At 36.6% G+C, this 19,773-nt stretch carries 15 protein-coding genes, 1 tRNA gene and 11 pseudogenes; 11 read left to right on the top strand and 16 right to left on the bottom strand.

From position 1 onward, the window contains the following. Positions 1 to 21: 21 nt before the first annotated feature. Positions 22 to 225 carry a 50S ribosomal protein L31 gene (rpmE, locus tag ABWU71_RS02925; protein ID WP_007548602.1) on the bottom strand — a complete coding sequence of 68 codons (204 nt, stop codon included), beginning with the start codon at positions 223 to 225 and terminating at the stop codon, positions 22 to 24. A gap of 128 nt (positions 226 to 353) precedes the next feature. Between rpmE and fabD the strand changes: the two genes are divergently transcribed. Continuing rightward, a complete protein-coding gene (gene fabD, locus ABWU71_RS02920) occupies positions 354 to 1,334 on the top strand; it encodes an ACP S-malonyltransferase (RefSeq protein WP_353284746.1) in 981 nt (326 codons plus the stop codon). Positions 1,335 to 1,672: 338 nt separating this feature from the next. Here fabD and gpmI read toward each other — a convergent pair whose 3' ends face one another. The 3 genes from gpmI to purH form a co-directional block, all read right to left on the bottom strand. Continuing rightward, positions 1,673 to 3,169, bottom strand: a complete 1,497-nt coding sequence (gpmI, locus tag ABWU71_RS02915; RefSeq protein WP_353284745.1) for a 2,3-bisphosphoglycerate-independent phosphoglycerate mutase — start codon at positions 3,167 to 3,169, stop codon at positions 1,673 to 1,675. A gap of 33 nt (positions 3,170 to 3,202) precedes the next feature. Continuing rightward, a tRNA-Asn gene (locus ABWU71_RS02910) sits at positions 3,203 to 3,274 on the bottom strand. 383 nt (positions 3,275 to 3,657) lie between these two features. Next, a complete protein-coding gene (gene purH / locus ABWU71_RS02905) occupies positions 3,658 to 5,169 on the bottom strand; it encodes a bifunctional phosphoribosylaminoimidazolecarboxamide formyltransferase/IMP cyclohydrolase (RefSeq protein WP_353284744.1) in 1,512 nt (503 codons plus the stop codon). An 82-nt stretch (positions 5,170 to 5,251) separates the two neighbouring features. Between purH and ABWU71_RS08050 the strand changes: the two are divergent. Beyond that, positions 5,252 to 5,383, top strand: a pseudogene (locus ABWU71_RS08050) (WPE palindromic element domain-containing protein); the annotation flags it as partial. Positions 5,384 to 5,537: 154 nt separating this feature from the next. Here the strand turns inward: ABWU71_RS08050 and fmt are convergent. The 4 genes from fmt to ABWU71_RS02880 form a co-directional block, all read right to left on the bottom strand. Next, positions 5,538 to 6,437 carry a methionyl-tRNA formyltransferase gene (gene fmt, locus ABWU71_RS02895; RefSeq protein ID WP_353284743.1) on the bottom strand — a complete coding sequence of 300 codons (900 nt, stop codon included), beginning with the start codon at positions 6,435 to 6,437 and terminating at the stop codon, positions 5,538 to 5,540. A gap of 12 nt (positions 6,438 to 6,449) precedes the next feature. Beyond that, positions 6,450 to 6,815 carry a 50S ribosomal protein L20 gene (gene rplT, locus ABWU71_RS02890; RefSeq protein WP_353284742.1) on the bottom strand — a complete coding sequence of 122 codons (366 nt, stop codon included), beginning with the start codon at positions 6,813 to 6,815 and terminating at the stop codon, positions 6,450 to 6,452. 20 nt (positions 6,816 to 6,835) lie between these two features. After that, positions 6,836 to 7,042 (bottom strand): 50S ribosomal protein L35, encoded by a 207-nt coding sequence (rpmI, locus tag ABWU71_RS02885; RefSeq protein ID WP_015589253.1) that lies wholly within the window; start codon positions 7,040 to 7,042, stop codon positions 6,836 to 6,838. A 98-nt stretch (positions 7,043 to 7,140) separates the two neighbouring features. Further along, positions 7,141 to 7,584, bottom strand: a complete 444-nt coding sequence (locus ABWU71_RS02880; protein WP_353284882.1) for a PAS domain-containing protein — start codon at positions 7,582 to 7,584, stop codon at positions 7,141 to 7,143. Positions 7,585 to 7,749: 165 nt separating this feature from the next. Between ABWU71_RS02880 and alaS the strand changes: the two genes are divergently transcribed. Further along, the gene (gene alaS / locus ABWU71_RS02875; RefSeq protein WP_353284741.1) at positions 7,750 to 10,386 is read left to right on the top strand and encodes an alanine--tRNA ligase; all 2,637 of its coding nucleotides are present in this window, start codon (positions 7,750 to 7,752) and stop codon (positions 10,384 to 10,386) included. Between the two features lie 341 nt (positions 10,387 to 10,727). On the opposite strand, the pseudogene ABWU71_RS02870 reads toward alaS, so the two are convergent. Next, positions 10,728 to 10,901: pseudogene (locus ABWU71_RS02870) on the bottom strand (transposase); the annotation flags it as partial. 60 nt (positions 10,902 to 10,961) lie between these two features. Here ABWU71_RS02870 and ABWU71_RS02865 point away from each other — a divergent pair. Continuing rightward, positions 10,962 to 11,433 (top strand): annotated as a pseudogene (locus ABWU71_RS02865) (IS5 family transposase); the annotation flags it as partial. 62 nt (positions 11,434 to 11,495) lie between these two features. Further along, positions 11,496 to 11,801: pseudogene (locus ABWU71_RS02860) on the top strand (IS630 transposase-related protein); the annotation flags it as partial. A gap of 6 nt (positions 11,802 to 11,807) precedes the next feature. On the opposite strand, the pseudogene ABWU71_RS02855 reads toward ABWU71_RS02860, so the two are convergent. After that, positions 11,808 to 12,600, bottom strand: a pseudogene (locus ABWU71_RS02855) (IS5 family transposase). A gap of 55 nt (positions 12,601 to 12,655) precedes the next feature. On the opposite strand from ABWU71_RS02855, the pseudogene ABWU71_RS02850 reads away from it, so the two are divergent. The 3 pseudogenes from ABWU71_RS02850 to ABWU71_RS02840 form a co-directional block, all read left to right on the top strand. Then, positions 12,656 to 13,221 (top strand): annotated as a pseudogene (locus tag ABWU71_RS02850) (IS630 family transposase); the annotation flags it as partial. A gap of 27 nt (positions 13,222 to 13,248) precedes the next feature. After that, positions 13,249 to 13,572, top strand: a pseudogene (locus tag ABWU71_RS02845) (transposase); the annotation flags it as partial. A gap of 1 nt (position 13,573) precedes the next feature. Then, positions 13,574 to 14,139: pseudogene (locus tag ABWU71_RS02840) on the top strand (IS630 family transposase); the annotation flags it as partial. 28 nt (positions 14,140 to 14,167) lie between these two features. Here the strand turns inward: ABWU71_RS02840 and ABWU71_RS02835 are convergent. The 5 genes and pseudogenes from ABWU71_RS02835 to ABWU71_RS02820 form a co-directional block, all read right to left on the bottom strand. Next, positions 14,168 to 14,257, bottom strand: a pseudogene (locus tag ABWU71_RS02835) (IS5/IS1182 family transposase); the annotation flags it as partial. Positions 14,258 to 14,341: 84 nt separating this feature from the next. Beyond that, positions 14,342 to 14,672: pseudogene (locus ABWU71_RS02830) on the bottom strand (IS630 family transposase); the annotation flags it as partial. A gap of 5 nt (positions 14,673 to 14,677) precedes the next feature. Next, positions 14,678 to 15,470, bottom strand: a protein-coding gene (locus ABWU71_RS02825; protein WP_265023453.1) for an IS5 family transposase whose coding sequence is annotated in 2 segments (ribosomal slippage) — positions 14,678 to 15,205 and positions 15,207 to 15,470 — 792 coding nt in all. Because the reading frame shifts where the segments join, the coding sequence is not laid out codon by codon here. Positions 15,471 to 15,529: 59 nt separating this feature from the next. Continuing rightward, positions 15,530 to 15,618, bottom strand: a pseudogene (locus tag ABWU71_RS08045) (IS630 family transposase); the annotation flags it as partial. 1 nt (position 15,619) lies between these two features. Next, positions 15,620 to 16,412, bottom strand: a protein-coding gene (locus ABWU71_RS02820) for an IS5 family transposase (RefSeq protein WP_353284740.1) whose coding sequence is annotated in 2 segments (ribosomal slippage) — positions 15,620 to 16,147 and positions 16,149 to 16,412 — 792 coding nt in all. Because the reading frame shifts where the segments join, the coding sequence is not laid out codon by codon here. Positions 16,413 to 16,476: 64 nt separating this feature from the next. Between ABWU71_RS02820 and ABWU71_RS02815 the strand changes: the two genes are divergently transcribed. Further along, the gene (locus ABWU71_RS02815) at positions 16,477 to 16,884 is read left to right on the top strand and encodes a hypothetical protein (RefSeq protein ID WP_353284739.1); all 408 of its coding nucleotides are present in this window, start codon (positions 16,477 to 16,479) and stop codon (positions 16,882 to 16,884) included. 62 nt (positions 16,885 to 16,946) lie between these two features. Next, positions 16,947 to 18,119, top strand: coding sequence for a porin (locus tag ABWU71_RS02810; RefSeq protein ID WP_353284881.1), 1,173 nt, complete (start codon positions 16,947 to 16,949; stop codon positions 18,117 to 18,119). Between the two features lie 45 nt (positions 18,120 to 18,164). Here ABWU71_RS02810 and ABWU71_RS02805 read toward each other — a convergent pair whose 3' ends face one another. Continuing rightward, complete coding sequence (locus ABWU71_RS02805) at positions 18,165 to 18,554, bottom strand: hypothetical protein (RefSeq protein ID WP_353284738.1); 390 nt, start codon at positions 18,552 to 18,554, stop codon at positions 18,165 to 18,167. Between the two features lie 294 nt (positions 18,555 to 18,848). Here ABWU71_RS02805 and ABWU71_RS02800 point away from each other — a divergent pair. Continuing rightward, a protein-coding gene (locus ABWU71_RS02800) for an IS5 family transposase (protein ID WP_265023453.1) occupies positions 18,849 to 19,641 on the top strand; the annotation gives its coding sequence in 2 pieces (ribosomal slippage) (positions 18,849 to 19,112 and positions 19,114 to 19,641; 792 coding nt in all). Positions 19,642 to 19,773: the final 132 nt, after the last annotated feature.

Below are 19,773 nucleotides of genomic sequence, written 5' to 3'. Positions count from 1 at the left end.
AAAACTTAAAGAGGAGGAAAATTAGAAAATACTGCCATATTTATCGTTAAACTTAGCTAATTTGCTAGTTTTACTTGCTAACCCGCTTGTCAAACTTCCAGTCCATGCAGGGTGAGTAAGAGGATCTCTGTCAAGTTTTACCCTATCTCCCTCCTTTCCATAGGTTGAACGAGTTTCAAACTCTTGACCGTCTGTCATAACTATGATAATCTTATGATAATTCATTGTTGCTTATAAACTTTTAGTCAGTTAACATTCTAGTGAATTTGATTCACTAAGTCAACCATTATTGTAAAATATTGACAAAAAATAAATAAAATGTTATACTTAATAAGGAATAAATAATAGTTATCATGATTTTTGCTTTCCCTGGTCAGGGCTCTCAGTTTGTAGGAATGGGAAAGAGCTTATATAGTGAGTTTTCCGTTGCAAGACAAGTATTTAATGAAGTAGATAGCATATTGGGTAGAAAGCTGTCTCATTTAATCTTCAACGGTCCTATTGAAGAATTAACCATTACAGAAAACGCTCAGCCAGCTATAATGGCAGTGTCAATTGCAATGCTACGCGTTATCGAGCATGTGTTTGGCAAATCTCTTTTCACTGATCACAATGTTAAGTATGTTTGTGGGCATTCAGTTGGCGAGTATACAGCGCTGTGTGCTGCAGGAGCGTTAACGCTTGAGTCTGCAATCAAGCTGCTGAAAGTTCGCAGCGAAGCAATGCATGAAGCTTCACTGAAATGTAAAGGCGGAATGGTTGCGTTGCTTGGAGCAGAGATAAATGAAGTGGAAGATATATTGAAATCAGTTCAAATTGACGGAATTTGTGAAATTGCAAACGATAACGGTGGTGGACAAGTGGTTATAAGTGGTACTGCAGAAGCCCTTGAGATGTTACCTGATTTATTCAAAAACTCGAGTGTGAAGAAACTGATTAAATTGCAAGTTAGTGGGCCTTTTCATTCATCTCTTATGAAACCTGCTGATGAAAAAGTTTTGGAGTTTTTGAAGGGTATTAAAATAACCCGTCCTATAGTTCCTTTGATATCAAATGTTACAGCTAAAGAGGAGAGTGATCCCAAAGTTATAAAAACTTTGCTTGCTAAGCAAGTTGTAAGCAGAGTGAAATGGAGAGAAATGGTTTTGTGTATGGCAAGCCGTGGCATTAACAAATTTGTTGAAATTGGACCTAATGAAGTTTTATCTAATCTAGTTAAAAGAATTGACCAATCTATCAGTACAAAAAATATAGATAATATTGGTGATATTGATAGCTTCTTTAATGAATCATTAGTACTAACAGCGAAAAATTTAAAAGTTGGGTTAAGTTAAAACACATCTATTTGCCAGCGGTATCCGTTCAGGATAGCGGCAAGACCATAGAGTAAAAGTGAGTTTACAACAAATGGTGTCATCCCAGTGCTTGACACTGGGATCCAGCTTTTGATCGAAAATGTTGTATAGTGCGTTTGTTTACAATCAATTTTTCTGGATCCAAGTAGTCAAGGCAATGGGATGACATCCTTCTGGTAGGCTCAAATTGTAATGTTCGTACAGTTGTGTGTCAGCTACTTGCATGACACCATTTGTTGTAAACTTGTAAACTCACTTCTTCTTGATTTTTTGGTTTATCTTGTCTACCTATTTTGCCACTCTGCTGAACGGATAAATTACACAATTAACGAACTACCTGTCATTTCATCAGGTTTCTTAATTCCAAGTAGCTGTAAAATAGTAGGGGCGATGTCAGATAACCTTCCGTCTCTTAGTTTTAGATTATCGCAAGACACAATAAATGGCACTTTATTTAGAGTGTGTGCTGTATGAGGTGTATTATTTTCTTCATCGAACATGCATTCCACATTGCCATGGTCTGCAGTAACAATTAATGCGGTGTTGCTTGACTTTTTAACAGCACTCAGCACTTTCGCAAGACAATCATCTACAGCTAGCACAGCTTTCTCGGCTGCTTTTATATTACCTGTATGCCCTACCATATCAGGATTAGCGTAATTTACAACTATCAGTGCGAATTCTTGGGAGTGAATTTTTTCTACAAGCTTTTCTGTGAGCTCGAAGGCTGACATTTCGGGCTGCAAATCATAAGTTTGAACTTTTGGTGAGGGAATGAGTATTCTTTCTTCACCAGAGAAAGGTTCTTCTTTTCCACAATTGAAAAAGAAAGTCACATGAGCGTATTTCTCGGTTTCGGCGATGCGTAATTGTCGTAATTTATTGTCTGCTATTACCTGCCCTAAAGTGTTAGCAAAAGATGTAGGAGGAAAAATATGAGGAATTTTGAGATCTTCTTTATACTTCATCATGCTTAGAATTGAAGAAAATTTTGCTACCTTAGCGTAATCTGTTTTGCCAAGCAAAATACTTGCTAATTGTATCATTCGATCAGCACGAAAGTTAGCCAACAGCACTCCATCTTCTGGTTTTATACCTTGATAGTCACCTATTACTGCAGGCCTAATAAACTCATCAGTTATGTTATTTTGATAATTTTCATCAATCAACGATACTGCATTATCGTGACGAGGTGCCTTTGCAAATGCGATAGCCTCATAAGCTTCGATTGTTCTCTCCCACCTGTTATCACGGTCCATAGCATAGTAACGCCCAGAAACAGTAGCAATTCTTATGTCATTATTCTTTATATTCTCTTCAAATTCTTGAATGCATTTTTTTCCTGAATTCGGCAATGTGTCTCTGCCATCTAAAAATGCATGTATCACCACTTTTATTCCATGCTGTGATATTTTATTTGCTAAAGTTGAAATATGCTTTTGATGCGAATGAACACCACCATTAGACACCAATCCCATCATATGGCATACTCCGTTCTTACTTTTTAGATCATTAATAAAACTTTGTAGATTTACATTGTTTTCTATTGTTCCAATCTCTTGATTAATGCGCTGAAGGCTTTGCATTACCACTCTACCACTGCCAATATTCATGTGGCCAACTTCTGAATTACCTATTTGACCACTAGGTAACCCCACATCAGTTCCACAGGCGGATAAACTGCATTTTGGATAATTAGAGCTAATATATTGCCAACAGGGTGGATTTGCGTTGCTGATAGCATTGTATTTACTGCTTTCTACTCCATTTCCCCAGCCATCTAGTATACATAAAACGACCGATTTAATGCCCATATAAGATTAACACTAGAATTTAACAGAGAAGAGCTCCCCGGGCCGGATTCGAACCAGCGACCAATTGGTTAACAGCCAACTGCTCTACCACTGAGCTACCGAGGAATAAACCGTCTTTAATTTATCATGTAGAGCGTTGATTGTAAACGGTTTTTATTTGATATTCTACAAAACGCGATGTTAAATGCATAGAAAATCAAACATTTGTATCTGTTCAGACGCATGGCTAATGTACAAATATTGAAACAAAAATTCCAGTGCTTCCTTTCTTGTCATCCCAGTGCTTGACACTGGGATCCAGCTTTTTCATAATCATCAAAACGTTGTATTTTAACATAAAACGGCTACTTTTATGCTTACCAACTTAATAAAATTCCTGGATCCCAGTGTCAAGCACTGGGATGACACCATTTGTTATAAACTCACTTTTACTCTATGGTCTTGCCGCTATCCTGAACGGATACAAACATTTACATAAGACACAAAGCCTAATGGAAAAAACTGCGAACGCCAGTGAAAAACATAGCAATTTTATTTTCATTTGCAGCTTTTATCACATCTTGATCTTTCAGCGAGCCGCCGGGCTGAATTATAGCTGTAATCCCATGTTTTGCACTTTCTACTATGCTATCTGGGAATGGAAAAAATGCATCTGAAGCAAGCACTGCACCTTTACATTTTTCACCTGCTTTTTTCACTGCAATGTTCACACTATCTATTCTGCTTGTTTGCCCTGCGCCGATGCCAATAGCACAACCATCTTTTGCTATAACTATTGCGTTGGATTTCACATGTTTACATATTTTCCAGGCAAAAATAAGATCTTCCTTTTCTTTTTCTGTTGTAGTGCACTTTGTTACTTGTTCTGCTTTTATTGTGTGGTCATTATTTTCTTGCACCAAAAACCCACCAATAACATTTTTAGTTTGGTATTTCACATTTTGTTGAAAAGATTTATGAATAATCACTCTTAAATTTTTCTTTCTTTGCAAAATTTTTAGTGCCTCATTGCTGACTGACGGTGTTATCACAACTTCTAAAAATATCTCGTTTAATTTTTCTGCTAGCTTTAAATCTATCTCCCGATTTAAGGCAACTATACCACCAAAACTGCTTATTTCATCACACGATAGAGCCTTTTCATATGCCTCCAAAGCACTATTACCAACAGCAACTCCACATGGGTTATTGTGCTTTATTATCACTGCTGCAGGCTCTTTAAACTCAGAAATTATGTTAAGTGCGGACTCTATATCTACTATATTATTATAACTCAACTCTTTTCCATGTATTTTTTCCAGCGGATATTTGGTGAATTGATTGCTATAAAATGCAGCTTTTTGATGAGGGTTTTCACCATACCTTAATTCTTGTGCTTTATGCCCATATAGTGCGAAAAACTCTGGCAACTCATTATTTTTACTCTGGGATAAAAACCAACTGTGAATATTAGAATCGTAGTGTGCAGTGAGAGCAAATGCTTTGGTTGCTAAATATTTTCTATATTCCAATGTTGTTTCATTGTTATTTTTTATCATCTCAGCTTTTAGTGCTTCGTAGTCTTGAATGCTAGAAATAACTGAAGTAAAATGAAAGTTTTTTGCTGCAGCTCTAATTAACGCCACTCCGCCGATATCAATTTGTTCTATAATTTGCTCTTCATTTGAGCCGCTACTTACTGTCTCCCAAAATGGGTATAGGTTAGTTATAAGCATGTCTATTGGCTCAATACCTAGATTTTGTATTTCCGTTTTGTGTTTTTCTCTATTGCAAAGTATTCCTCCATGAATTTTAGGGTGTAAAGTTTTTACTCTACCACCCAGTATCTCTGGAAATTGTGTGTAATCTGAGACCTCTTGTGTTCTTATTCCGGCATCAGATAGTGCTTTATAAGTATTTCCCGTTGAAAGAATTTCTATTTGTTGCTGCATTAAAAACGATGCAAGATCAATTATATTCGTTTTATCGTATACTGATATTAAAGCTCTTTTTATTTTCATTTTTATATGGAAAGTTTTTTAAGATTATATCTAAGAAAAAGAAATTTGTCTATATATAGCTACTACGTCATACCGCCACGGTATCCACAACTGTACGAACATTGTGATACAAGAGACCAAGAAAGATGTCATCCCAGTGCCCAGACACTGGGATCCAGAAAACTTCACTTTAAATGAGCACACCAGGTGGCTGTACAATAGAAACTGGATTCCAGACTGGAATGACACCATCTACTACTCAAATTACCTGCAAATTGCAATGTTCGTACACCAAAACGCGGTATCTTGTTGTAGATTCCGCTAACAAGCAGCGGAATACCAAATTGTAGAAGTTGCTTTAGCCCTCCTAACCTTTCCTTCAAAGCAATCTATTCTATAAATTTTTTTACCATGCTTGATTTCAAGCCACGAATAAAATCTTCAATACTGCAAGGATTTCTCCCTTCCATTTGTACAACTTTAGGAATTAAAGTGCCACCTTTTAAACTTATGTGCATATTATCATTAACAATCTTACCTTGTTCTGAAGCGAAAGCTTCAAAGCCAGCATCAAGTATCCTGATACGTTTATTCTCTATCTTGATGAACGCTTTTGGGTAAAACGCTTTAACCTTTCTATAAGCAACTTCACAGGCATCACTTGCATAAATTTTATAGTCTTCAACTTTGTCAGCGTAACATGCATCGTTATTGTTCTGTTTTAAGGGAACCTGTTTTTCAATTTCGTTTAGCACTTTCAGCAGTAAATCACTGCCTAGCTTAGATAATTTATCATGCAATGTCTTGTAATTATCGTTCTTTTCGATAAGAAATTTTTCCTGTTTTAAAATAGGGCCGGAATCTAATCCTTCATCCAATTGCATAATGCTAACCCCGGTTTCTTGATCTCCTGCTAAAATTGTGTGCTGTATCGGGGCTGCACCACGCCACCTTGGTAGTAATGAAGGATGAATATTAATACAACCATATTTTGGAATATTCAAAATTTCTCTTGGAAGTATCAATCCATACGCGGCAACAACTGCAAAGTCTGGTTTGAAATTTCTAAATTTTTCTTGCTCTGCCGAAAACTTTAGAGAGATAGGAGTACATACCTCTATGTTACTTTCTTCAGCGATAACATGTACTGGAGATTTCGTTGGCTTCTGTCCACGCCCCGAAGGTTTTGGAGCCTTGGTGTATACTACTACCACTTCGCTCTTTGATTTCAGTAACAAGCTCAGAGAATTAACAGCAAATCCTGGTGACCCCATGAAAATAATTCTCATGGTGTTTTTGCTTTAAGAATTCTCCGCTAGTTTACCACTTACAGCTTCCACTAATTTGGCAAAATCATCCTTATAATTAACGGCCATCTCAGCAAGAATTTTTCTATTTAAATCAATGCCGGCAAGTGTAAGACCATGCATAAACCTACCATAAGTAAGCCCATGCTCTCTTGCTGCTGCATTAATACGTATTATCCATAAGCCACGGAAATCACGTTTACGGGTTCTTCTGTCTCTGTAAGCATATTGCAGTGCTTTTTCAACTCTCTGTAATGCAATTCTATAACAGCTTTTTGCGCGTCCTCTATAACCCTTTGCCAATTTCAATATTTTTTTATGACGAGCGTGAGCAGTGACTCCACGTTTTACCCGAGCCATTTTACTTTACCTCCATTTTGTTAAATACCATAAGGCATATAAAGCTTAACTATACGCGAGTCAGACTTACCAAGAATCGTTGTACCGCGCTGATTACGAATATTAGATTTACTTCTCTTTACCATGCCATGCCTTTTGCCTGACTGAGTAGAAATGACTTTACCCTTAGCTGTAAGGTGAAAGCGCTTTTTAACAGAAGATTTGGTTTTTAATTTTATTTTCTTCATATTCCGAATAAATTTACAAGCACTACTATTGAGTTCTTTAATAGTAATTAAGCATTAGTATAAATAATTTTATTAAAGAATCAAATTAAAATTGTATATTAAAGGAGTTTAAAAGTAATTACGCCCAATATGTGTGTTATACCTTCTTTATTCCCAAGTGGCAACAATACTTGCCTCATTTTAACACTTTCACTTTCTTCCTCTTCATTGATCGGGCATTTACTCTCTATTACAGTATCAAGTTTATCAATAACTGCATCTATTTTATATAGTCGCAAAAATGGTGCATCAATTGCATACTTATTATCAATGCGCGTCTTTTTCTCAAAACCATAGAATTCAACAGCCTTTTCTCCTGCATTTTCACAAATATAACCTTGATCCTTGACTTCAATGACAAAACAATGTTGCCATGATTGCATTATTTCTGCAGTGTCTATTTCATGCCTTTCTGGCCAATCTCTGTCTGATCCTTTTATGTCATTCCAGTGTTGAGTCACTACATTTGCTATTCTTTTTTCTTTGCCTACATAAATTTCCATTCTAATTTCCACATATAAAACACAGATATGAGGTGAATTTATCGTGAATATATTGATTTTTTCTTACCACAAGGTGCATGTCACTAGAAGTTCTGAGATCTAGAGAGTGGTATTGATTTTATTTCCATTGCAGCTTATTATTCATAAATACTCTCAATAAAAACGATGAAGCTAAACGAAATCAGAGAAAGATTTATAAAATTTTTTGTAAGTAATGACCACGAGCAGGTTTCTTCTTCTCCTTTGATTCCAGAACATGACCCAACGCTCATGTTCACAAATGCTGGTATGGTGCAGTTTAAAAATATTTTTACTGGTGCTCAAAAAACTGAAATGAAACGTGCTGTCTCAAGTCAAAAGTGCCTAAGAGCAGGCGGTAAACACAACGATCTTGAAAATGTTGGCTATACAACTCGGCATCACACATTTTTTGAAATGCTCGGAAATTTTAGCTTCGGTGATTACTTTAAGGAAACTGCGATAGAATTTGCGTGGGAATTTATCACTAAGGAGTTATCTCTTGATAAAAACAGACTATCCATAACCGTCTATCATACTGATGATGAGGCGTACGAGATTTGGCGTAAGATAAGTGGCTTTTCAAGTGATAAAATCATAAGAATTACAACGGATGATAACTTTTGGAGTATGGGAAGCACTGGTCCGTGCGGTCCATGTTCTGAAATTTTTTATGACCATGGGAGTCCTAATTTACAAGAGGGCGATAGAATTGTTGAAATCTGGAATCTGGTGTTTATGGAGTTTAACAAAGATGAAGAAGGTAATTTACACAAATTGCCAAAAAAATGCATCGATACTGGAATGGGTCTTGAGAGAATAGCGGCTGTTATGCAAAACGTCCATGATAACTATGATATTGATCTATTTTCTGCTTTGATAAGTAAATCACAGGAGTACTGTGGAAATACGGAAAATAAAGTAGCCCATAAGATCATTGCAGATCATCTTCGCGCGGCTGCATTTCTCATCGCAGAAGGAGTGCTTCCTGGAAATGAGGGCAGGAATTACGTATTACGCAGATTAATTAGGAGAGCCACGCGTTATATCCACCTGCTTGGATATAATGATTCTCTACTCCATCACATTTTTCCGGTGCTGATAGATAGCACGAGTTCGGCTTATATGGGAGCTGAATTAGTCAGAGCTAAAAGCTTAATAGAAACGACGTTAAAATCGGAGGAAGAAAACTTTAAAGACACTTTAATGAAAGGTATCAATCTCCTGGAGAAATTCACTACAGATTTAAAATCGGGCGATACTTTGCCTGGAGAATCAGCGTTTAAGCTATATGACACCTACGGATTTCCTTTGGATATTACACTTGATATTTTAAAAGAGAAAAAAATAAATTTTGACCAGAAGGGTTTTGATGATGCAATGGGAGAGCAAAAAGAGAGAGCACGTGCTAAATGGGCTGGATCTGTTGAAAAATCTGTTGAGCAAGTATGGTTTGATTTGATCAATAAATTTGGCAAAACAAAATTTGTTGGTTATGAGTTCAATGAAGTAAGTGATGCGAAAATACTAGCTATAGTTTCCTCTAAAAATGAAGTAATTGATTCTGCAAAGGAGGGAGAAAAGATAACCATTATACTTGATAAAACACCTTTTTATGGCGAGTCAGGTGGACAGGTGGGGGATACTGGAAGTTTTATTGTCATCCCGGTTGAGCCAGCGTCACGTGCTGGAATGACACAAGACCTAGGTGTAATCACAGTAGAAAATACCAATAAGGTTGATGACCTATGTTTGCACAGATGCATAGTTAAATTCGGTTCAATTTGTAAAGGTGACACAGTTACAGCAAGCATAGATAAGGAAAGAAGGCAAACCTTAAGAAGAAATCATTCAGCTACACACCTTTTGCACTTTACACTCAGAAAAATTCTAGGTGATCATGTTACTCAAAAAGGTTCCCTAGTTGCACCGGATAAGTTACGATTTGACTTTAGTCATAACACTCAAGTCACTCAGGATCAGCTATTCTTAGTAGAAGATATGGTAAACTCTCTAATCAGAGAAAACCTTTCTACGTCTACAAAAATTCAGAGCATGAATCAGGCAATAGACGAAGGAGCTATGGCGTTGTTTGGCGAAAAATATGGCGACCAAGTAAGAGTAGTGAAGATTGGAGATTCAAGGGAGCTGTGTGGTGGCACACACGTTGAACATACTGGAGAAATCGGTTTATTTAAGATAGTAACAGAGAGTTCTGTTGCTTTTGGAGTGAGGAGAATTGAAGCTTTAACTGGTCAGGAAGCAATCAATTATGTACGTGATAATGAAATTAACTTAAAAAAAGTTGCAGAATTCGTAAAAGCGCCAGTGAGTGAAATAACAAGCAGATTAAGTATTTTAAGTCAAGAACACAAAAAATCCGAAACCAAAATAAAAAACCTATATAAAAAGCTTGTGAGTGCAGAGAATATAAAAAGCACTGAAATAAATGGAATAAATTTTATAAGCCACACTTTCACTGATATTCCAGCAAATGTAATAAGAGAGTTTGTTTTGCAGCAACAAAAACCAAAAACGGTAATAGCTTTCACGGCAACAGAAAAAGATAAAACAGTCTTGATTATTAAAGTAAGTAAAGACTTAATCAATAAGATTAGCGCAAAAGAACTAATATCAATAGCAGTTGAAAAGAACTGTGGTGGGAATGATGAACTTGCACAAACAGGCTGTGATAGCAATAAAATAGATGATGCCATTACAGCCATTTATAGCAAAATAACAGCTTCTAAGCACTCTACGTCATACCGCCGCGGTATCTCTTAGCCGCTAACACGTAGCGGGATGACGGTTGTCAGGCTGGCCTGTCATCCGAGTAGCTTGACTACTTGGATCCAGGAAAAAGAATGGTGTCATCCAAGTAGCCTCCCCCCCCTGTCATCCCAGTGCCCCTATGATGTCATCCCAGTGCCCTGACTACTTGGATCCAGAAGACTTAATTTCAACCAAGTGGCTGCATAATAAAGGCTGGATTCCAGACTGGAATGACACCTCTCTTGGGCTCTTTTAGTATAAATATTTAAGAAATTTACCAAACGAAAAAAAGGGCAAAAGAAGCCCCGTGGTGGTTGGCTATTTATAGCATTTCTCATAATAGTCCGAACAGGTCATAGGAAGGCAGAATCAACAGCACGACGAAAGGATTCGAATAGAGGAATGTTTTTCCTAGCTCTGTTTTTTATAGCAAACCAATGATGCTCAATTTTGTTGAAATCTGGAGAATACGGCGGCAGATACAAAATTTCTGCACCAACTCCTCTAGCAAGCTCGATAATCTTAGAACCTGTACATGATCTCAAGAAAGGAATAAACTAAGAGATAATATATATAAGTTAGGATATATGAGGAGTTTATACCCAAGTGATATAAGTCGGGAAAGATTTGAGATTATGTTACCAGATCTAGAGTCCTGTAGAAAAAAAACAAAACCAAGGAAACTTGATTTGTATGATGTATTTTGTGGAGTGTTATACGTTCTGAAAAGCGGTTGTCAGTGGAGAATGCTACCAAAAGAGTTTCCAAAATGGCGCAATTGTTACGACTATTTTAAGAAGTGGAGTGAAAAACCAGATGCAGATAAAGAAAGTGTTCTGGAGCTGGTGTTAAGAAAAAATAGTTGGCGTGGTCCGACAAAACAATGGTCGGAAAGAAAAAACCAGCTTCTGCATAATTGATGCACAGAGTGTAAAAAATGCAGATACTGCTGAAGAAAAAGGCTATGATGCAGGCAAAAAGATTTCAGGAATAAAACGCCATATTGCAGTAGATACGCAAGGTTTGCCCCATGCAATTTATATAACAACAGCAGAGATATAGCTCTTTTCATAGAAGTCCGGATGTGATAAGATAAGGATAGACGATGATAAGGAGGTTGAGTGCCAGCAGCATATAGTTATGACTTAAGGAAAAAAGCAATGGAAGCGCTAGAGGAGGGAGGAAGCAGAGAAACAGTGGCAGCAAGATTTAAAATTGGACGAACTACTTTATGGGAGTGGCAGCAAAGAAGAAAAGAAACAGGAGACTTTCAATCAAAAAAACTTGGAAATGGAGGTTACAATCACAAAATTACCGACTGGGATGCCTTTGCTAAATTTGCCAGAGAAAATGGAGGAAAGACTCTGTCGGAAATGGCTAAACTTTGGGGCAACGTTAGTATCCAAACGATCCACCGAGCTCTCAGAGCCTGTTCATAATCTTTTCAGAAGTAAGGCAGTGAAAGCCAGAACGACCATTTGTAGGCTAGTATTGAGTTTTCGCTCACAATTTTTCCACAATCTTCTACATTTTTCTAACCAAGCAAAAGATCGCTCCACAACCCATCTTTTGGGCAATACAACAAAGGAATGTAATTCATTTCTTTTTATCACTTCAACGGTTGCACCAATAATCGTTTTTATTTGAGTTGCAAAATTCTCTCCAGTATAGCCTGCATCAACCAGTACATTTTTAACTCCCGAGAGGTTTTCTTTTGCATTTTCGACCATTCTCACAGCACTGCTACGGTCAGTTATCTCTGCTGTTGTTATATAAATTGCATGGGGCAAACCTTACGTATCTACTGCAATATGGCGTTTTATTCCTGAAATCTTTTTGCCTGCATCATAGCCTTTTTCTTCAGCAGTATCTGCATTTTTTACACTCTGTGCATCAATTATGCAGAAGCTGGTTTTTTCTTTCCGACCATTGTTTTGTCGGACCACGCCAACTATTTTTTTTTAACACCAGCTCCAGAACACTTTCTTTATCTGCATCTGGTTTTTCACTCCACTTCTTAAAATAGTCGTAACAATTGCGCCATTTTGGAAACTCTTTTGGTAGCATTCTCCACTGACAACCGCTTTTCAGAACGTATAACACTCCACAAAATACATCATACAAATCAAGTTTCCTTGGTTTTGTTTTTTTTCTACAGGACTCTAGATCTGGTAACATAATCTCAAATCTTTCCCTACTTATATCACTTGGGTATAAACTCCTCATATATCCTAACTTATATATATTATCTCTTAGTTTATTCCTTTCTTGAGATCATGTACAGGTTCTCAGAAAAATTGGATTTACGCGCAAAAAAAGACATATGGATACAAGGAAAGAAACGAAGAAAAACGTGCTGAATTCTTAAAAATTATAGCAACAAAAGAACCAGAAAACTTAGTTTATATAGATGAGTCTGGCATTGATAACACAGAGGACTATCCATATGGGTATTGCCAGAAAGGACAGCGGTTTTATGGCCTAAAATCTGGAAAGAAAACTCAACGAATCAGTATGGTTGCAGCCTTAAGTAGAAGAAAGATAGTTGCTCCATTAACCTTTGAAGGCCACTGTAATATGGATGTTTTTAATGGATGGTTTGAGCAATTTTTGACACCGATCTTGGAACCTGGACAGACTGTCATTCTTGACAATGCTACTTTTCATAAGTCTGGTAAGATTATCGAGCTTGCTAGAGGAGTTGGTGCAGAAATTTTGTATCTGCCGCCGTATTCTCCAGATTTCAACAAAATTGAGCATCATTGGTTTGCTATAAAAAACAGAGCTAGGAAAAACATTCCTCTATTCGAATCCTTTCGTCGTGCTGTTGATTCTGCCTTCCTATGACCTGTTCGGACTATTATAAGAAATGCTATAACTGACCGTAGCAGTGCTGTGAGAATGGTCGAAAATGCAAAAGAAAACCTCTCGGGAGTTAAAAATGTACTGGTTGATGCAGGCTATACTGGAGAGAATTTTGCAACTCAAATAAAAACGATTATTGGTGCAACCGTTGAAGTGATAAAAAGAAATGAATTACATTCCTTTGTTGTATTGCCCAAAAGATGGGTTGTGGAGCGATCTTTTGCTTGGTTAGAAAAATGTAGAAGATTGTGGAAAAATTGTGAGCGAAAACTCAATACTAGCCTACAAATGGTCGTTCTGGCTTTCACTGCCTTACTTCTGAAAAGATTATGAACAGGCTCTCAGAAAAATTGGATTTACGCGCAAAAAAAGACATATGGATACAAGGAAAGAAACGAAGAAAAACGTGCTGAATTCTTAAAAATTATAGCAACAAAAGAACCAGAAAACTTAGTTTATATAGATGAGTCTGGCATTGATAACACAGAGGACTATCCATATGGGTATTGCCAGAAAGGACAGCGGTTTTATGGCCTAAAATCTGGAAAGAAAACTCAACGAATCAGTATGGTTGCAGCCTTAAGTAGAAGAAAGATAGTTGCTCCATTAACCTTTGAAGGCCACTGTAATATGGATGTTTTTAATGGATGGTTTGAGCAATTTTTGACACCGATCTTGGAACCTGGACAGACTGTCATTCTTGACAATGCTACTTTTCATAAGTCTGGTAAGATTATCGAGCTTGCTAGAGGAGTTGGTGCAGAAATTTTGTATCTGCCGCCGTATTCTCCAGATTTCAACAAAATTGAGCATCATTGGTTTGCTATAAAAAACAGAGCTAGGAAAAACATTCCTCTATTCGAATCCTTTCGTCGTGCTGTTGATTCTGCCTTCCTATGACCTGTTCGGACTATTATGAGAAATGCTATACATCATATAAATCAAGTGTTCTTGGTTTTATCTTCTTTCTGCAAGATTCCAGATCTGCTACAATAATCTCAAACTTTTCTCGACTTATGTCACTTGGTTATAAACTTCGCATATCCTACTTTATATACTTTATCCTCTCACTTTATCTCTTTTTTGAGATTACGTACAGGCTCTTACCAGACTTATGAAAAGTAGCATTGTCAAGAATGACAGTCTGTCCAGGTTCCAAGATCGGTGTCAAAAATTGCTCAAACCATCCATTAAAAACATCCATTAAAAACATCCATATTACAGTGGCCTTCAAAGGTTAATGGAGCAACTATCTTTCTTCTACTTAAGGCTGCAACCATACTGATTCGTTGAGTTTTCTTTCCAGATTTTAGGCCATAAAACCGCTGTCCTTTCTGGCAATACCCATATGGATAGTCCTCTGTGTTATCAATGCCAGACTCATCTATATAAACTAAGTTTTCTGGTTCTTTTGTTGCTATAATTTTTAAGAGCCTGTTCATAATCTTTTCAGAAGTAAGGCAGTGAAAGCCAGAACGACCATTTGTAGGCTAGTATTGAGTTTTCGCTCACAATTTTTCCACAATCTTCTACATTTTTCTAACCAAGCAAAAGATCGCTCCACAACCCATCTTTTGGGCAATACAACAAAGGAATGTAATTCATTTCTTTTTATCACTTCAACGGTTGCACCAATAATCGTTTTTATTTGAGTTGCAAAATTCTCTCCAGTATAGCCTGCATCAACCAGTACATTTTTAACTCCCGAGAGGTTTTCTTTTGCATTTTCGACCATTCTCACAGCACTGCTACGGTCAGTTATCTCTGCTGTTGTTATATAAATTGCATGGGGCAAACCTTGCGTATCTACTGCAATATGGCGTTTTATTCCTGAAATCTTTTTGCCTGCATCATAGCCTTTTTCTTCAGCAGTATCTGCATTTTTTACACTCTGTGCATCAATTATGCAGAAGCTGGTTTTTTCTTTCCGACCATTGTTTTGTCGGACCACGCCAACTATTTTTTTTTAACACCAGCTCCAGAACACTTTCTTTATCTGCATCTGGTTTTTCACTCCACTTCTTAAAATAGTCGTAACAATTGCGCCATTTTGGAAACTCTTTTGGTAGCATTCTCCACTGACAACCGCTTTTCAGAACGTATAACACTCCACAAAATACATCATACAAATCAAGTTTCCTTGGTTTTGTTTTTTTTCTACAGGACTCTAGATCTGGTAACATAATCTCAAATCTTTCCCGACTTATATCACTTGGGTATAAACTCCTCATATATCCTAACTTATATATATTATCTCTTAGTTTATTCCTTTCTTGAGATCATGTACAGGTTCTAAGAATTCAGCACGTTTTTCTTCGTTTCTTTCCTTGTATCCATATGTCTTTTTTTGCGCGTAAATCCAATTTTTCTGAGAGCCTGTTCATAATCTTTTCAGAAGTAAGGCAGTGAAAGCCAGAACGACCATTTGTAGGCTAGTATTGAGTTTTCGCTCACAATTTTTCCACAATCTTCTACATTTTTCTAACCAAGCAAAAGATCGCTCCACAACCCATCTTTTGGGCAATACAACAAAGGAATGTAATTCATTTCTTTTTATCACTTCAACGGTTGCACCAATAATCGTTTTTATTTGAGTTGCAAAATTCTCTCCAGTATAGCCTGCATCAACCAGTACATTTTTAACTCCCGAGAGGTTTTCTTTTGCATTTTCGACCATTCTCACAGCACTGCTAAGGTCAGTTATCTCTGCTGTTGTTATATAAATTGCATGGGGCAAACCTTGCGTATCTACTGCAATATGGCGTTTTATTCCTGAAATCTTTTTGCCTGCATCATAGCCTTTTTCTTCAGCAGTATCTGCATTTTTTACACTCTGTGCATCAATTATGCAGAAGCTGGTTTTTTCTTTCCGACCATTGTTTTGTCGGACCACGCCAACTATTTTTTTTTAACACCAGCTCCAGAACACTTTCTTTATCTGCATCTGGTTTTTCACTCCACTTCTTAAAATAGTCGTAACAATTGCGCCATTTTGGAAACTCTTTTGGTAGCATTCTCCACTGACAACCGCTTTTCAGAACGTATAACACTCCACAAAATACATCATACAAATCAAGTTTCCTTGGTTTTGTTTTTTTTCTACAGGACTCTAGATCTGGTAACATAATCTCAAATCTTTCCCGACTTATATCACTTGGGTATAAACTCCTCATATATCCTAACTTATATATATTATCTCTTAGTTTATTCCTTTCTTGAGATCATGTACAGGTTCTAATGGGTAAAAAATATAAAAACCATGACTTATTCGATATACCGGGCAATGAGTCCACTATTCTAGAGTTATACGTTATATTAAATTTTGCCTTTCAACATCAAATTAATGCAGCTATAGGAGTGATTGGCTTAAATAGTAGCTGTAGTGAGACAAATGATGCACTGAAAGTTATCATAGAACGTTTTTATAAAAATTGCCGTAGTGATGATTTTCTAGGGTATATTGATGAGAATAAAGTGCTTTTTGTTTTGATTAACTGCGATGTAAAAAGTACATCTAAAATAATTAATCGTATACATTCTGCCATTAATAAGCAGTTATTAATGCAAAAATTACCAAGTGTATCAATAATTTATGGGAATATAGCTCAAAAACAGGCAGCAAAATCTACCAGCGGTACCTTCTGAAAAGTTGTTTTTTATTTATATTGAGTTTAAACTTAAATTTTTATAAAGATTTAAGTTTATTTATGAAGTTAAAGTACTACCTGGTAGCACTGCTTTCATCATTGTTTTTGCAGAATAGTGCTAGCTCTAAAACAATTTTGGATAAGGAAATATTTTATGCAGAACTAGACGGAAAAATAGATTTGAGATTCGGCTACGCCTTCAACAGAGATTCTTTCAATGCTAAGCCTAAGGATAAAACTTCAAGTTATTCATACTTGCGCTTTCTTTATTTACAGCAAGTTTATCCAAATACTCAAATGGGGGTTAATGTTAAGGCAGGGGTTTCTGGTATTGCAAACCTAAAAGCGTTAGACATAGAAAAGTTAGACATGGAGGAATGGTATTTTATCATAAAAAACCAGGAACTTGGATCAATTGAATATGGTAAAAGAAGTTTAGTTAGTCAGAGCATGTTAATTAACACTTCAAAAATTTATGCAGCTGCTGGAGGAGTAAATGGTCGTTGGACAAACTATGCAAATTTGCACGGTGATCCTAAAAAAGATGGTGGCCCTGGATATGATAAAGACAAGGTATTTTGGGTAAAACCCAACATTTACAGTAATTATAATGGACTCGAACTAGGGTTAAAACAATCATCAATTAACTACATCTCCCCTGAAATCTATAACTTTCAACTCGGATTCAGCTATGTCCCAGGAAAAAATAACTTACAATATAGCAATCTAATTGCTGCTGGCCTTTCCTATAAAAACAGCTTGTCAGATGATATAGGTTTTACTACTGCCTTAACTGGTGAATTTGCAAGAGAAAATTTAACTGATTGCTCAGATGGGACTTCTAAAAATTATGAATGCCGCAATCAATTACTACACTGGAATTTTGGTTTGAAGCTAAAATTGTTCGATCTTGATTGCATTTTTTCGTATGGTAATGGTGGTAAATCTGGTGAGAAGCGTAATCCTGAAATAAATAATACGTATTATATGAATGCAGGTATCGCCTACCGTTCTGATTCTTACAAATCGAGCTTAACATATTTTAGTAGTGGTAGGGATATTGCAGGCGAAGGTACAAACGAGTTAACATCATATGCTTTAAGTCTTGAAAATTCTCTTTTTTTAGGTACTTCATACTATTTCGATATTGTAAAGTTTAGTACAAAAGAGCCTAAAATAGAAAATAACAACTCTGGTTATGTGCTCTTGGCTGGACTGAAATTAAGTTTTTAATATTGCCTCCTTCCAACACTCTTTTCTGTCATCCAAGGTAACCGTTCACAGATTTCCACTTAATTTTTCAATCTCATTAATGGAAAGTCCGGTAGAATGAACAATAATGTTGATATCAACGTTATTAGCCAGCATTGTTTTTGCAACTTCGATTTTTCCTTTCTCTATACCTACTTCAACACCCTCATTAAATTTTTGTTTAAGGCAAGATACATTATCATCCTCACGTTTCTTAGCTTGATCATACGTAAACCGCTCTTCTTCACTCCAATTGTATTGGTTCAATTCATTATAAGCCCTACCAATAATTATATCACTTCCTACTATTTTTTTTAGATCCTCTTCGCTAGTCTGATTTGCATACCGTTGTCTAAGTGAAGAAGGTCGCCCCTCCTCACTCGACTTCAAAACCGTACGTGAGACTTTGCGCCTCATACGGCTTCTCTCTAATTTGGTGCTTGTCATGCACACCTCCTGTGTAATTCATCGTGACAATGCCCATGTAACAAAGATAAATTTTTGATCATATTGTTTCGTCTATTCCGGTCTTTATGATGTATTTCTATTATATCATCACTTTCAAACCATAGTCTACAATTACCGCATTTACTTTGTTGTAACTTCAATAGTTTTATTACTCTTGATGGCTTATCTGGTATTTCTCTAAGAACCTGTACATGATCTCAAGAAAGGAATAAACTAAGAGATAATATATATAAGTTAGGATATATGAGGAGTTTATACCCAAGTGATATAAGTCGGGAAAGATTTGAGATTATGTTACCAGATCTAGAGTCCTGTAGAAAAAAAACAAAACCAAGGAAACTTGATTTGTATGATGTATTTTGTGGAGTGTTATACGTTCTGAAAAGCGGTTGTCAGTGGAGAATGCTACCAAAAGAGTTTCCAAAATGGCGCAATTGTTACGACTATTTTAAGAAGTGGAGTGAAAAACCAGATGCAGATAAAGAAAGTGTTCTGGAGCTGGTGTTAAAAAAAAATAGTTGGCGTGGTCAGACAAAACAATGGTCGGAAAGAAAAAACCAGCTTCTGCATAATTGATGCACAGAGTGTAAAAAATGCAGATACTGCTGAAGAAAAAGGCTATGATGCAGGCAAAAAGATTTCAGGAATAAAACGCCATATTGCAGTAGATACGCAAGGTTTGCCCCATGCAATTTATATAACAACAGCAGAGATAACTGACCGTAGCAGTGCTGTGAGAATGGTCGAAAATGCAAAAGAAAACCTCTCGGGAGTTAAAAATGTACTGGTTGATGCAGGCTATACTGGAGAGAATTTTGCAACTCAAATAAAAACGATTATTGGTGCAACCGTTGAAGTGATAAAAAGAAATGAATTACATTCCTTTGTTGTATTGCCCAAAAGATGGGTTGTGGAGCGATCTTTTGCTTGGTTAGAAAAATGTAGAAGATTGTGGAAAAATTGTGAGCGAAAACTCAATACTAGCCTACAAATGGTCGTTCTGGCTTTCACTGCCTTACTTCTGAAAAGATTATGAACAGGCTCTAAGAAATATGAAATACCGCCTCACTATAGTGCAGCATGGCTAGGCATATTTTCTTGTGTATTTCAAGGATTAATACCGTATGGCGCTCAATTGCTTTTGGCTAGCACTATTGCTGGAGTTTCA

Source organism: Wolbachia endosymbiont (group A) of Lasioglossum fulvicorne (assembly GCF_964028605.1).
In the GTDB taxonomy this organism is placed as follows: Bacteria; Pseudomonadota; Alphaproteobacteria; order Rickettsiales; family Anaplasmataceae; genus Wolbachia.
This window is presented reverse-complemented; position numbering and strand designations above follow the sequence as displayed.

Bases quoted from the DNA above. Each gene is read 5' to 3' on its own strand.
- rpmI (WP_015589253.1), bottom strand. From the start codon at position 7,042: ATGAAGAAAATAAAATTAAAAACCAAATCTTCTGTTAAAAAGCGCTTT.
- fmt (WP_353284743.1), bottom strand. From the start codon at position 6,437: ATGAGAATTATTTTCATGGGGTCACCAGGATTTGCTGTTAATTCTCTG.
- ABWU71_RS02805 (WP_353284738.1), bottom strand. From the start codon at position 18,554: ATGAGGCGCAAAGTCTCACGTACGGTTTTGAAGTCGAGTGAGGAGGGG.
- ABWU71_RS02815 (WP_353284739.1), top strand. From the start codon at position 16,477: ATGGGTAAAAAATATAAAAACCATGACTTATTCGATATACCGGGCAAT.
- ABWU71_RS02810 (WP_353284881.1), top strand. From the start codon at position 16,947: ATGAAGTTAAAGTACTACCTGGTAGCACTGCTTTCATCATTGTTTTTG.
- rpmE (WP_007548602.1), bottom strand. From the start codon at position 225: ATGAATTATCATAAGATTATCATAGTTATGACAGACGGTCAAGAGTTT.
- fabD (WP_353284746.1), top strand. From the start codon at position 354: ATGATTTTTGCTTTCCCTGGTCAGGGCTCTCAGTTTGTAGGAATGGGA.
- alaS (WP_353284741.1), top strand. From the start codon at position 7,750: ATGAAGCTAAACGAAATCAGAGAAAGATTTATAAAATTTTTTGTAAGT.
- gpmI (WP_353284745.1), bottom strand. From the start codon at position 3,169: ATGGGCATTAAATCGGTCGTTTTATGTATACTAGATGGCTGGGGAAAT.
- rplT (WP_353284742.1), bottom strand. From the start codon at position 6,815: ATGGCTCGGGTAAAACGTGGAGTCACTGCTCACGCTCGTCATAAAAAA.
- purH (WP_353284744.1), bottom strand. From the start codon at position 5,169: ATGAAAATAAAAAGAGCTTTAATATCAGTATACGATAAAACGAATATA.
- ABWU71_RS02880 (WP_353284882.1), bottom strand. From the start codon at position 7,584: ATGGAAATTTATGTAGGCAAAGAAAAAAGAATAGCAAATGTAGTGACT.